General features: G+C 43.1%; 12 protein-coding genes and 1 pseudogene. 4 read left to right on the plus strand and 9 right to left on the minus strand.

Features of this window, described 5'->3' with window-relative positions:
- Positions 1–62: 62 nt before the first annotated feature.
- The gene (locus tag AC6UDD_RS05360) at positions 63–809 is read left to right on the plus strand and encodes an SDR family oxidoreductase (RefSeq protein WP_500719408.1); all 747 of its coding nucleotides are present in this window, start codon (positions 63–65) and stop codon (positions 807–809) included.
- A gap of 150 nt (positions 810–959) precedes the next feature.
- The gene (locus AC6UDD_RS05365; protein WP_500719411.1) at positions 960–1,697 is read left to right on the plus strand and encodes an SDR family oxidoreductase; all 738 of its coding nucleotides are present in this window, start codon (positions 960–962) and stop codon (positions 1,695–1,697) included.
- Positions 1,698–1,787: 90 nt separating this feature from the next.
- On the opposite strand, the gene AC6UDD_RS05370 is transcribed toward AC6UDD_RS05365, so the two are convergent.
- From AC6UDD_RS05370 to AC6UDD_RS05405, 8 genes and pseudogenes are all read right to left on the minus strand, one after another.
- Positions 1,788–2,834, minus strand: a complete 1,047-nt coding sequence (locus AC6UDD_RS05370) for a zinc-dependent alcohol dehydrogenase family protein (protein ID WP_500719413.1) — start codon at positions 2,832–2,834, stop codon at positions 1,788–1,790.
- Between the two features lie 23 nt (positions 2,835–2,857).
- Positions 2,858–3,460 carry an NAD(P)H-binding protein gene (locus AC6UDD_RS05375; protein WP_500719416.1) on the minus strand — a complete coding sequence of 201 codons (603 nt, stop codon included), beginning with the start codon at positions 3,458–3,460 and terminating at the stop codon, positions 2,858–2,860.
- A gap of 23 nt (positions 3,461–3,483) precedes the next feature.
- The gene (locus tag AC6UDD_RS05380; protein WP_500719418.1) at positions 3,484–4,320 is read right to left on the minus strand and encodes an aldo/keto reductase; all 837 of its coding nucleotides are present in this window, start codon (positions 4,318–4,320) and stop codon (positions 3,484–3,486) included.
- A gap of 120 nt (positions 4,321–4,440) precedes the next feature.
- Entirely contained in the window at positions 4,441–4,929 is a 489-nt protein-coding gene (locus AC6UDD_RS05385; RefSeq protein WP_500719420.1) for a GNAT family N-acetyltransferase, read from the minus strand.
- Positions 4,930–5,073: 144 nt separating this feature from the next.
- The gene (gene aldA / locus AC6UDD_RS05390) at positions 5,074–6,534 is read right to left on the minus strand and encodes an aldehyde dehydrogenase (RefSeq protein ID WP_500719421.1); all 1,461 of its coding nucleotides are present in this window, start codon (positions 6,532–6,534) and stop codon (positions 5,074–5,076) included.
- A 51-nt stretch (positions 6,535–6,585) separates the two neighbouring features.
- On the minus strand, positions 6,586–7,707 hold the full coding sequence (locus tag AC6UDD_RS05395; protein WP_500719423.1) for an NAD(P)-dependent alcohol dehydrogenase: 1,122 nt from the start codon (positions 7,705–7,707) through the stop codon (positions 6,586–6,588).
- A 351-nt stretch (positions 7,708–8,058) separates the two neighbouring features.
- Positions 8,059–8,767: pseudogene (locus AC6UDD_RS05400) on the minus strand (nicotinamide mononucleotide transporter).
- Positions 8,768–8,936: 169 nt separating this feature from the next.
- On the minus strand, positions 8,937–9,611 hold the full coding sequence (locus AC6UDD_RS05405) for a TVP38/TMEM64 family protein (RefSeq protein ID WP_500719426.1): 675 nt from the start codon (positions 9,609–9,611) through the stop codon (positions 8,937–8,939).
- Between the two features lie 208 nt (positions 9,612–9,819).
- Between AC6UDD_RS05405 and AC6UDD_RS05410 the strand changes: the two genes are divergently transcribed.
- A complete protein-coding gene (locus tag AC6UDD_RS05410; protein WP_500719427.1) occupies positions 9,820–10,959 on the plus strand; it encodes a trans-sulfuration enzyme family protein in 1,140 nt (379 codons plus the stop codon).
- 80 nt (positions 10,960–11,039) lie between these two features.
- Here the strand turns inward: AC6UDD_RS05410 and AC6UDD_RS05415 are convergent, their stop codons facing one another.
- The gene (locus AC6UDD_RS05415) at positions 11,040–11,219 is read right to left on the minus strand and encodes a DUF3923 family protein (RefSeq protein WP_500719429.1); all 180 of its coding nucleotides are present in this window, start codon (positions 11,217–11,219) and stop codon (positions 11,040–11,042) included.
- A gap of 161 nt (positions 11,220–11,380) precedes the next feature.
- Between AC6UDD_RS05415 and AC6UDD_RS05420 the strand changes: the two genes are divergently transcribed.
- On the plus strand, positions 11,381–12,193 hold the full coding sequence (locus tag AC6UDD_RS05420; RefSeq protein WP_500719431.1) for a helix-turn-helix transcriptional regulator: 813 nt from the start codon (positions 11,381–11,383) through the stop codon (positions 12,191–12,193).
- The last annotated feature ends 69 nt before the right edge of the window (positions 12,194–12,262 follow it).

Raw genomic sequence — 12,262 nt, forward strand, 5'->3', positions numbered from 1 at the left:
CTTGACGTTTACGCCATATAAGGGTTTACCATTTACCTGTATTAAAGAAGGGAGTTGTTACGATGTCTGTTAAAGATAAAGTTGTTGTCATCACCGGTGGCTCTTCTGGAATGGGAGAAGCTACCGCTAAGTTGGCCCTCAAAAGAGGTGCCAAAGTGGTCGTTGGATCACGAAATGAAGAAAAATTAGAACGAATGGCCGATGAAGTTGACCATCCCGAAAACTTTGCCTACCAACAAACTGACGTTACGAAAAAAGACGAGGTGCAGTCCTTAGTCGATTTAGCCATCAAAAAGTTTGGCAAGCTCGACGTCATTTACAACAACGCTGGAATCATGCCGCAGGGAATGGTTGACAATCCAGCTAAATTGAGCGAATGGCAGGATATTTTAAACACCAATATCATGGGAGTATTAAACGGGATTGTGGCCGCCGTTCCTCAAATGACGAAACAGGGTCACGGTTTAATCATGGCTACCGACTCGGTCGCAGGTCATGTGGTTTATCCTGGTTCAGCCGTCTACAACGGTTCGAAGTACGCCGTTAAGGCAATCATGGAAGGCTTGCGTCAGGAGCAACACCAAAACGGCATAAAGACCGGGATTGTATCACCCGGAGCCGTTGATACCAACCTGATGTCAACCGTTCACGACGATCAAATTCAAAAGAGTATTGAACAAAATAACAACACCAAGTATGGCTGGTTAGAGCCTGACGACATCGCAGAGATTGCGGTCTTCATGATGAGTCAACCAGAAAACGTTGACATTAATGAAGTTTTGGTTCGCCCAACCGACCAAGACGTTTAATAAAACCTTGATTTAACTCCTGCTCAATGAGTGGGAGTTTTTTGTCACAGAATCTTAATCAATTTTGGAACCCATTTACTTGAATCAGGACTAAATTTAGCGTTAAATGATCTCGTATCGGAAGTCATAAGTTGGAAGAGGGGTTTTATTATGACAATCGAAAATAAAGTTGTAGTTATCACCGGTGGTAGTTCTGGGATGGGAGCTGCCACCGCCAAGTTAGCTTTGTCTCGGGGTGCCAAAGTGGTCGTCGGTGCTAGAAACGAGGAACAACTTGAAGAGCTTTCCACCGAAGTTGATAATCCAAAAAACTTTTCTTACAAAATTACGGATGTTACTAAGAAAGAAGACGTCCAGGAACTGACCGGCATGGCAATTGACAAGTATGGTCAACTAAACGTCATGTATAATAACGCTGGCATCATGCCGCAGGGGCCTGTTGATGACCCGGATCGTTTAGTCGATTGGAAGAAAACCATTGATACCAACATCATGGGAGTCTTGAACGGGATTGTGGCGGCCGTCCCACAAATGAAACAACAGGGTCAAGGTTTAATCATGGCTACCGATTCAGTCGCTGGTCACGTAGTTTACCCTAATTCGGCCGTTTATAATGGTTCCAAGTACGCCGTTAAAGCCATCATGGAGGGTCTCCGTCAAGAACAACACCAAAATGGGATTCGGACTGGGATCGTCTCACCCGGTTTTGTCGACACGAACCTGATGGACACCATCAACGATGACAAGATTAAAAAACAGATTGAAGCTGGCAAGCATGGTTGGTTGAGTCCTGAAAACATCGCGGAAATCGCGGTCTTCATGATGAGTCAACCAGAAAACGTTGATATTAACGAAGTCTTGGTTCGTCCAACTGACCAGGATGTATAAGTGAATAAACCAAATAAGCCCTTACTCAATCGAGTAAGGACTTATTTTTTGGAAAACTAGTCATTCTAATTTCATTAAACTATTGTTCAGTCAAACATAACTAATCCTTATCAACAACGATTTAATGGCTTCCCGCTTATCCATGGCGGCATAAGCATCCTTGACGTGGTCTAAATTAAATTCCTTGGTAAAGACTTTTCCGGGATTAATCTTGCCGTCAAGAACCGCCTTCAGCAATACATCACGGTCGTAGGTGGTAACGGGCGCAATGCCACCACGTAAACCGGTGTTGTTATAGAACAAGTTGTTGGTGTTCATCCCGGCCTTTTGCGGAATTCCCACTCGACCAACGACGGCACCTGGTCTAGCAACCTTTGTTGCCGTATCAACCGACTGTTCGGTGCCAACACATTCCAAAATGGCATCAGCTCCAGCACCGTCGGTTAGTTCCATGACGTGCTTAACCGCTTCATCCCCACGTTCTGGTACGATGTCAGTGGCGCCAAATTCTTTAGCTAACTTTTGACGGTCCTCGTGCCGACTCATGGCAATGATGCGCTTTGCACCACGCAACTTGGCCGCAATCACACCACAGAGACCAACGGCTCCGTCACCCATGACGACAACGGTGTCACCGTCCTTCACTTCGGCGCTAGCGGCGGCGTGATAGCCAGTTGCCATGACGTCAGAGAGGGTGACCAGTGACTTCAACATTTCGTCCGAATAGTCCGATGGTTGACCGGGAATCTTCACAAGTCCCCAGTTGGCGTTGATGTATCTGAAGTACTGGGCTTGATAACCAATGTTTGCGCCTTTCTCCTGGTTCATACAGTTACCGTCAAAACCCGCCAAACAAGCGGCACAGTGACCACAACCATGGGTAAATGGTGCAATCACAAAATCACCGGGCTGAACGTCCTTGACGTCTGACCCAACTGAATCCACAATTCCGATGGTTTCGTGGCCGACAAAGGTATTCCGTTTTCGTTCGTCAATGCCACGATACCACCAGAGGTCGGAACCACAAACGCTGGCCCGTACCACCTTAATAATGGCGTCGGTTGGCTTTTCAATCTTAGGTTTGGGTGTGTCAACGAGTTCGACATCACCCGGTTTGATAAATTCCGTTGCTTTCATTTTAATTCCTCACATTCATTTAACTAAGCTTTTCGATTAATTCCTAAACTTTCCCTTACATCCAACTGGTCATCTTGTAGCAGGCGCGTCACTAGATCCGCAATACTGGCAACGGCCACCCGATTACCGCTAACATCTTGACCTTTATAGGTAATCTCGTACTGACCGCTGCCATTGTCAAACCACCCGGGACGAATTAACGTGTAATCAAGGTCAGACTCTTCAATCACATCGGCCGCTTTTCGGTACGGTGCCAGTCGCGGATTGTTGTTCAGATTGCCACTTGCCGAGATTTCTTCAGGGACCTCATTATAGATGCCCATTGACGTGATGAAGACCAGACGTTTAACGTTCTCATCATCCATGGCGGCCGCAACGTTCCTTGCCATTTCCGGTAAATTGCCACTAAGCGCCACAAACACTTCGTCTTGACCATGCACAACTTTTTCAAGGTCAGATAAGTCATTTACGTCGCCGCTCACGGCTCGCTCTCGACTGTCATCACTAAACCTTTGACCTGCACTTCTTGAAAACAGTGTCAAAAAATCATCGGTCTTTTCCAACAGGTTCTTTCTGACCTCTTGACCGACGTTTCCGGTCGCTCCAACAATTAAAATTTTCTTCATGAATTATGCCTTTCACACTCTCATTACTTAACGAAATTTTGAATGGTCTTTGGATCACGGTGGTCAAAGAACTGGCTTTCGCCCTTGTCCAACTTGGCGATCTCTTTCATATCATCGTCACTTAACTCAAAGTCGAAGATATCGATGTTTTCTTCCATCCGGTTCTTATGAGTTGATTTAGCCAGGGTCACGATTCCACGTTGAAATTCCCAACGCAAGATAACCTGACCGACACTCTTTTTGTACTTAGAACCAATTGCTTTCAGGGTTTCGTTATTAAAGATGGCGTGTTTGCCCTCCGCAAACGGAGCCCATGCTTCTGGACGAACGTCAAACGATTCCAGGTAGTCCACGGCCGTCTTTTGTTGTTCCCATGGGTTAATCTCAATCTGATTAATGGCAGGTTTAACGTCGTTGAACAGTGCTAAATTGGTAATTTGATCGTCGTAGAAGTTCGAAACCCCAATGGACTTAATCTTGCCCGCTTTTTGGAGTTCTTCAAGGGCCCGCCATGAACCAAAGGTATCGCCGTAAGGCTGGTGAATCAGGTATAAATCAAGGTAATCCAGTCCCAACTTTTTGAGGCTGGTCTCAAACATTTTCATGGTTTTGTCGTAACCACTGTCAGTAAACCAAACCTTAGAGGTAACAAATAGATCCTCGCGTTTTACGCCAGACTTCTTGAGACCACGACCCACGGCCTCCTCGTTTTGGTAGTACTGTGCGGTATCGATTAAACGATAGCCCGATGCAATGGCGTCAATGACCGATTGTTCGGCCTCTTCGGGGTTAGTGATTTGAAAGGTCCCAAAACCAGTTGCGGGCATTTGGTTACCGTCATTTAATGTGAAATATTCCATGATAGATCTCCTTATCTGTTATTTATTAACTACCCATAATTTACACCTTTACTTGGACCCGAATGCAAGCAAAGCGTTTTATCGAAAAGAAAAAACAACCAAAGATTGGTTGTCTTTAATTTACGCATCTTCAAATTTTGCCATCCAGTACACGTCATGGTAACTTCCGTTGACGTAAAACTGGTCTTTGAGCGTTCCCTCAATCTTAAAACCAAACTTTTCGTAAATGTGAACGGCGGGCTTGTTTTGCACATCAACGTACAGGAAAAGCTTGTGGAGGTTCAACGTCTCAAATCCATAGTTCACACAGGCATCAAACGCCGCCTGGGCAATGCCGTTACCAACGAATTCATCACCAAGTGCAATCTCAATCTCGGCGTTTCGGTCCCGTGGGTTAATATCAATCAACGACACGATTCCCGCAAATTTCCCCTTAACGTCAATCGCAAAATTGCGAATAGCGGGGTCGTTGTTCTCACGTTCGTATCTTTCGTTAAGGGACGACATAGAAAGGTATGGTTCAGTGAACCAGTAGTCCATGGCGCGTTTATCGTTAAACAGTTCATGGAGCTTGGGTAAATCAGTTTTCTCTAAAGCACGTAATTTCATGAAAAATTCCTCGATTATCTTTTAGTAGTGCCTAAATCTTATCGATCTTTATTCACTTTGACAATTTCAAAAAATGAACCCATAAAGTCGACTTTTGCTCCGACTCTACGAGTTCATCCCGTTTCTAATTATTAATATTGATTATCATTTTGCCTTATCAGGGTGACCCTGCAAGTAAATGGTGTGCGTATTCAGAAATTCGTCGATACCGTGCCTACCGTCGTCGCCACCAATTCCAGATTCCTTCCAACCGGAGTGTGAACCGTTAATGGCTTCGAAGTTGTAACGGTTAATGTAGGTTTCACCGTCTTCGAGTTCATTGGCGGCTCGGTGAGCGTTATCCAGATTCTCGGTGAAGATTGAGGAAGTGAGGCCAAAGTCACTATCGTTAGCCATCTTGATGGCATCACTCAAGGTCTTAAAGGTCACAACCGGGAGAACTGGTCCAAAGATTTCATCCTGAATAATCTCAGAATCCTGTTTGACGTTCGTGATGACCGTTGGTTCATAGTAAAAACCACCTTCGATGTTCAGCTTGTGACCACCAGCGGTGACCTTACCGCCGGCTTCAACGGCTCGATCGACCATCTTTGAAACTTTATCCAAAGCTCCTTGGTTAATCAGCGGACCCATCCCAACGTTTTCGTCCTTCATCGGATCGCCAACCGTGATTTCTGACATCTTCTTCGATAATTTCTTGATGAATTCGTCGGCAACGTCCTCTTGCACGTATACTCGTTCACAGTTGTTACAGATTTGACCGTTATTATCAACTCGGGAATCAATGATGGATTGAACCGCCAAGTCAATATCAGCGTCTTTACATACAATGGCGGGAGCTTTTCCACCGAGTTCAAGTGACACTTTCGCTAAATGAGTAGCGGCACTAGTCATGACTCGTTTCCCGGATTCAACCGAACCAGTAAGACTGATGATGCCAACCTTCTTGTTCTTTGATAACTCGTCGCCAACGACCGAACCGGGTCCCGTGACAATGTTAACAACACCCTTGGGAATGCCAACCTTTTCAACAATCTTAGCGAATTCGAGCGCTAAGTTCGGGGTATCAGAACTTGGCTTCATCACAATGGTGTTCCCGGTGACTAGCGCTGGACCCATCTTTCTGGCAATTAAGAAGAACGGGAAGTTCCAAGGCAGAATGCCGGCCGCAACGCCAATCGGCTGTTTTTCAATCATGATACTTTCGTCCTCATTATCAGATTGAAGAATCTCTCCCTCATAGGTTCGACTGGCGCTCCCCATGTAGTCAAAGTAGTCGGCTGAAAACAGGATCTCCGTGGTGGCCAGTGACTTAATCTTGCCCTGTTCTTCTTGAAGCATGTAAATCAGATGATCCTTTTGTTTGCGGACTTCGTTAGCGACCGCGTGCAAGTACTGACCACGGGTGGCAGCCGGAACCTTCTTCCATGATTCTTCGGCTTTAGCTGCGGCATCGATGGCCGCTTGTGTCTCTTCTTTACTAGCACTAGGAACGGTTGAGATCGCCTGTCCTGTTGCCGGGTTAAGCACCGTTAGTACTTTCCCTGAATCCGAATCTTTAAACTCTCCGTTAATGTACATTTGGTAATGTTTTAGTTCAGCCATAACAAATCCTTCCTTTCAATTGTCATGTTAAAACCACTTAATCATCATTATTTATTTTCCGGGTTGATAGTCATCATCAATCACTAATACCGGCTTAATCGTCTTTCCACTAATGGAATCAGCATTGGCTTCGTTAATTTCATCAAATGGGTAGAACTTCTCGGTCTTATCAAAGTCGAACATGCCTAACTGGTAAAAACGAATTAAACGTGGAACGTCGACCTGCGGGATCGAATCACCCATGTTTACACCGACAACCTTGCGGTCACTGGTACAAAGGTCGTTCCAAGTATCCAAGTTAATGTGCTGGTCGGTAACGGCAATCGTGGCCGTGGTTCCACCTTGAGCCAACGCTTGAATTGAACTCTCCATGACCTGTTTAACACCAGTAGTATCAACGGCGTAGTCAACCCCGTGACCATTAGTTAATTTCTTGATGGCATCAACGGGATCCTCATCCTTACTATTAATGGCGTCGGTGGCACCAAGTTCCTTGGCCAATTTCAATCGCGACGGAACGATGTCAACGGCAATGACACTGGTACATCCGGAAATGCGACCAGCCATCATGGCCGCCAAACCAACGGCGCCAGTCCCAAAGACCGCAATCGTTGAACCGGGTTCCGGCTTTAAAGTATTAAAGACCGTCCCACTCCCAGTCACGTATCCACAACCAAGTGGCCCTAACTTTCTTAAATCAAGGTCCTTTGAAACCTTGACGGCGTTTCGTTCACGAACCACCGTAGTCGTTGTAAACGATGATTGGTCAAACATGTCGGCGACATCGTGTCCATTTTCGGTAAAGTGTGCACTGCCATCGGGACGAACCCCCGATAGGTTATTGGCCGCGTAGTTTAAACATTGAGTAGGAATTCCCCTTAAACAGTTAATGCAGTTTCCACAACCATAAAATGACAGAACGACGTGATCCCCGGGCTTAAAGTCTTTGACTTCCGAACCAACCTTTTCGACAATCCCAGAACCTTCATGACCCAAAACAATCGGATAACCAATCTCGGCCGTGCCCTTTCTCAAGGCCTCATCTGAGTGACAAATTCCGGTCGCAACCATGTGAACTTGTAAATCATCTGGTTGCATTTTGGCCAATTCGACATCGTCTTTGATTTCGAACTTGCCGTTTTTCTTATTGACAACCGCTGCTTCAATCTTCATAACTAAACCCTCCCATAATGTAAAATTGTTAATTATTGAGCAATTATGACCAAAGAAAAAGCTGATTTCATTAATCAACAATTGATTTTTTAAACTCTTTTCTATTAAACAGGATTGGAATTTTCGAAATGATTGGTTTGATCTGTAACCGCTTACAGATTGTTATACTCGCCTTTTAAAAAAATTCAAGTTATAACACATCAAAATCATAATTATCTAAGAAAGAATTCTTTCAAACACTTGAGTTTCTAGCGGAGGCAAATGCAAAAAAACTTTCCAAACATTGTGATTAAACAAACTTTAATTATGTATAAAAAAGGAACCCAAATAAATGGAGTCCCCTTTGCTGAATTATTTAATTTTTGCTGGTTTCAAGATTGGTTTCTCCCAGAAATCAAGCGCACAAATCGAGTTGATAATGTAATAGATGTATTTGCCAACGTTTGCGAAGTTACCCTGCACGATGGCTTTTAGTAACTGGATCAGATTGTAGACGAACCAGTACTTCCACTGAACCGTCAATTTCATAGCGTTTAAAATGTTCGCCGTTAGCGACAAATCAAAGGCAATCACAACAATCCAGAATAACAAATGGGTGTAACCATACGGCCAACCAACCAGATTGGCCCCAAACGAAAATACCAGACTCAAAAGTAAAATGCTGGTCATGACGACCCACTTCTTGACGCCCGTATACGGTTTGGTCGCCTTGTACTTAGCGGTCTTCATCCACTTATTAATCGCAAACGTGTAGATGATGAACGTCACCGGATAGGTCACGACCACCTAAAACGTAGTCAATAAAGCCGGACAACACCACGTTAATGATGCCAATCACGTTGCCGAGGTTATTCATTCTCCCGGTTAAACGCGTCGAATAAATGGAAAGGACGGCGTTTACGATCGAAATAATCCCAAACGGAACAAAGACCGCCCAGGAGCCCCAGTGCGTGACGTCTGCCAGATTCTCCGTCAGATAACCACTCGCAATCGACGCAATCACCACGATTGCGACTCCAACTAGGTCAAACCATCGACTCTTTGCTAATGCATGTAACATTATAAACATCTCCTCATTGTTTTTAGCGAGGCGTATCGGAAGCAACCCTCGTTATTTAGTTTTTTGTTACAAACAATTAAACAGCTTGATTATACCACCATTATCATTACTAAGAATAAATTATGAACGTAAAAAAAGACAATCCGGATGGATTGCCTAATTAATTAGTCTAATTGGATTCGTTTTTACTTTCTTTGGTCGGTTCCTGGCGCTTGGAACTAGTACCCTTGTTCTTCGTAAAGTGATTAATGACCATGTGTAAAACAATAATAAACAGAATAGCACCAACTAGGACGCCGACAATACGCTTTAAACTACCATTAATGATGTACATCCCACCGACGATGTAGATAATCGACTGGGGAATTGATCCAATCAAAACCGATAGGACCAGTAGTTTACGTGATATTTTGAACCGTGAAGCCGCGTAACTAATTAAATAAACGGGGAAGAACGGGATGGCATAGCCGATACACAGAATGATAAAGGGATGCTTAACGTTACTAAAACTCAATTTTTTATCTCGATAATTACTGGCGATGTTACGGACGGACTTAATCAACTTAACACTGCAAAGACCTCCAAGGGTCAATCCAATTAAATTAATAAAAAAGCCCAGAACGTTTCCAAAACAAATGCCGGCTAACACACAAATTACTTGATAGGGCACAAATGGTAACAGCGTCGCAAACGTTAAAACAATTAAAAACAGAGCCGCATCAATGACCCCATGCTCATGAATTTCTTTGACGGCCTCGCCACGTTGACTTGGATCAAAAAACATCCGAATCTGTGGAAAATAGTCTTTAAATAGAATCACTAATCCAATAACGACGATAATCACTAAAAGACAGTATACGATTTTCTTATTTTCTAATTTTTTAATGATGATAAACTTCCCCTAACGTTAATTGAATAGGAAAATTCTAACACATGTGACGAAGTAGTCAAACCAGTTTAGCAAAACCATGCTTAACAATGCTATTTCTTTTCTAACTTTCACCACTAGTCTATAATCAATCCTAATAGTCACATTCAAGGAGGTTTTTACTTTGCACATTGACACAAAATTAATTCACGGTGGAATCACCGGCGACAAGGAAACGGGTGCCGTTTCCGTCCCGGTCTATCGCACCTCAACTTTCAAACAAACTAAGCTCGGTGACAATCCACGCTGGGAATACTCAAGGACGGGCAATCCGACCCGGTACGCTCTTGAAACCCAGATGGCTGAACTCGAAAACGGAACGGCTGGTTTTGCCTTTAGTTCGGGGACCGCTGCCATCAACACCATCCTCTCGATGTACTCCAAGGGTGATCACATCATCGTTGGACAAGACCTGTATGGTGGGACGATTCGTCTGATTAATCAGGTAATGAAACGCTTCGGGCTAGAATTCACGGCCGTTGACATGCAGGACACTGACGCTGTCGAGGCTGCCTTTAAGCCCAACACTAAGGCCATTTACTTCGAAACTCCCACGAATCCACTGCTGACGGTAGCCAACATTCACAAATTATCCAAAATGGCGAAAAGACATAGCGCCAAAACCATCGTTGATAACACCTTTGCAACGCCTTACAATCAGAACCCGTTGAACTTGGGCGCTGACGTGGTGGTTCACTCCGCCACGAAGTATCTCGGCGGACACAGTGACGTTGTGGCGGGCGTTGCCGTCACCAATGACGACCAGATTGCCGAACAGTTGGCCTTTCTGCAGAATTCCATCGGTAGTACGCTCGGTCCCGATGACAGTTGGCTCGTTCAACGTGGCATCAAGACGCTGGGTGCTCGCATGCGCGTTCATCAAGACAACACCAACGCTATTCTTGATTTTCTCAAAAATGAACCAAAAGTTGCGAAGGTATACTACCCTGGTGATCCTGACAATCCGAACTACGAAGTGGCAAAGAAACAGATGCGTAACTTTGGTCCCATGATTTCGTTTGAACTCCAGCCAGGACTGTCAGCGAAGACGTTTGTCGAAAGTTTGAAAATTATCACCCTGGCCGAAAGCCTTGGCGGCGTGGAAAGTTTGATTGAAGTTCCCGCAGTCATGACTCATGGTTCCGTTCCAAGAGAACAACGTCTAAAGGACGGAATTGCCGATGGTCTGATTCGTTTGTCAGTTGGCATTGAGGATAAAGAAGATTTACTGGACGATTTGAAACAGGCGTTTGATAAAATTTAGGAAGTAAAGAGCTAGCATATTTAGATACGAATATGCTAGCTTCTTTATTTTGCCGAATGATATTTTTTAATCATGAGGTACTAAATTAACTGACAAATAAAGAGAATTACATACGGAACTAACAAGATCCCAAAAGTAATCCATTTTAGTTCAGTGTTTTGAACCACACCCGTCGCATCAACTTTTCTAACAAAAATTAGTGTTGTAAATACAACAAACGTTATCGTTTCAAAAATGGATACTCCAGCCCATAATTTCATATGTAAAGCCCCCCAATAATTCTAATAATATTATTTTCACATGATTATACACATTATTCGTAAGGTCGTCTATAATTGCTTAAACGAGCCAATTCCATTGAAGGAGCATCTCTATCATGAACAATGTTAATCACGCATCAAAAATAATGGGACGCAACATCATGATAGAGAGAAAAAGACACGACTTCTCTCAATCTGAACTAGCAGACGGAATCTGTTCACAGTCTATGATTAGTAGTATCGAAATGGGAAATTATATCCCAAATGCCATTCTTCTATCACAAATCTGCCATAAATTAGACATTTCCATTGATAGTGTGCTACTAGCCGACTACTTTGAAATCGGCTCATTCAAAGACATTACGAAAAAAATCGAAAATTTATGTAATCAACATGAATATCGTAAATTGATCGACTTGCTGGACCATTCAGATGTCATCAATCAACTTCACTACGACAAAGATTTTCAGAAATATTACTATTATTATGGTTGTGCGGTATTTCAACTAAAGCAGGATCCAAAGGAATCTGCCAAAATTCTTAAAATGGCATTGCAATACACCTATAATCCAAAAGCTAAGCGAAATTTATCGTCGATTGAAATTCTTCTACACAGTGCCGTTGATTTTATTAATTCCAAATCATCAAAACTCAATAACAAACAATTCAACTCTTTAATTAATAAAATTAAAAACGGTGACTTTAAAGATTACAGTGAAAATTTAAATATTGTCTTTTATCAATATGCTTTAGCTCTATACGATCACCAAAAATATAGCGATGCAATTGATACGATTTCCGATGGAATTGTTTGGATCACAAAAAACAATTCTAGCTATATGTTGCCTGATTTATATTTCTTACTATCAAAATGCTACGAAAAGTTGCGTGATAAAGATAATGAAAATAAATCTAGAAAAAATGCCAATGTTTTATCAGATGTATTCAACCAAAAGATTAATAAGGACTTTTGAATCATTAAAGTAATAATTACCTTGCCTATAAAACATTTATATTATATAAATGTAAGTGAAATAAATAGC

The sequence above is a fragment of the Fructilactobacillus sp. X2R1C3 genome (genome assembly GCF_059901425.1).

Excerpts from the sequence above, each read along its gene's own strand:
- AC6UDD_RS05395 (WP_500719423.1), bottom strand. The coding sequence starts at position 7,707 with ATGAAGATTGAAGCAGCGGTTGTCAATAAGAAAAACGGCAAGTTCGAA.
- AC6UDD_RS05385 (WP_500719420.1), bottom strand. The coding sequence starts at position 4,929 with ATGAAATTACGTGCTTTAGAGAAAACTGATTTACCCAAGCTCCATGAA.
- AC6UDD_RS05360 (WP_500719408.1), top strand. The coding sequence starts at position 63 with ATGTCTGTTAAAGATAAAGTTGTTGTCATCACCGGTGGCTCTTCTGGA.
- AC6UDD_RS05365 (WP_500719411.1), top strand. The coding sequence starts at position 960 with ATGACAATCGAAAATAAAGTTGTAGTTATCACCGGTGGTAGTTCTGGG.
- AC6UDD_RS05420 (WP_500719431.1), top strand. The coding sequence starts at position 11,381 with ATGATAGAGAGAAAAAGACACGACTTCTCTCAATCTGAACTAGCAGAC.
- AC6UDD_RS05380 (WP_500719418.1), bottom strand. The coding sequence starts at position 4,320 with ATGGAATATTTCACATTAAATGACGGTAACCAAATGCCCGCAACTGGT.
- AC6UDD_RS05375 (WP_500719416.1), bottom strand. The coding sequence starts at position 3,460 with ATGAAGAAAATTTTAATTGTTGGAGCGACCGGAAACGTCGGTCAAGAG.
- AC6UDD_RS05415 (WP_500719429.1), bottom strand. The coding sequence starts at position 11,219 with ATGAAATTATGGGCTGGAGTATCCATTTTTGAAACGATAACGTTTGTT.
- AC6UDD_RS05370 (WP_500719413.1), bottom strand. The coding sequence starts at position 2,834 with ATGAAAGCAACGGAATTTATCAAACCGGGTGATGTCGAACTCGTTGAC.
- aldA (WP_500719421.1), bottom strand. The coding sequence starts at position 6,534 with ATGGCTGAACTAAAACATTACCAAATGTACATTAACGGAGAGTTTAAA.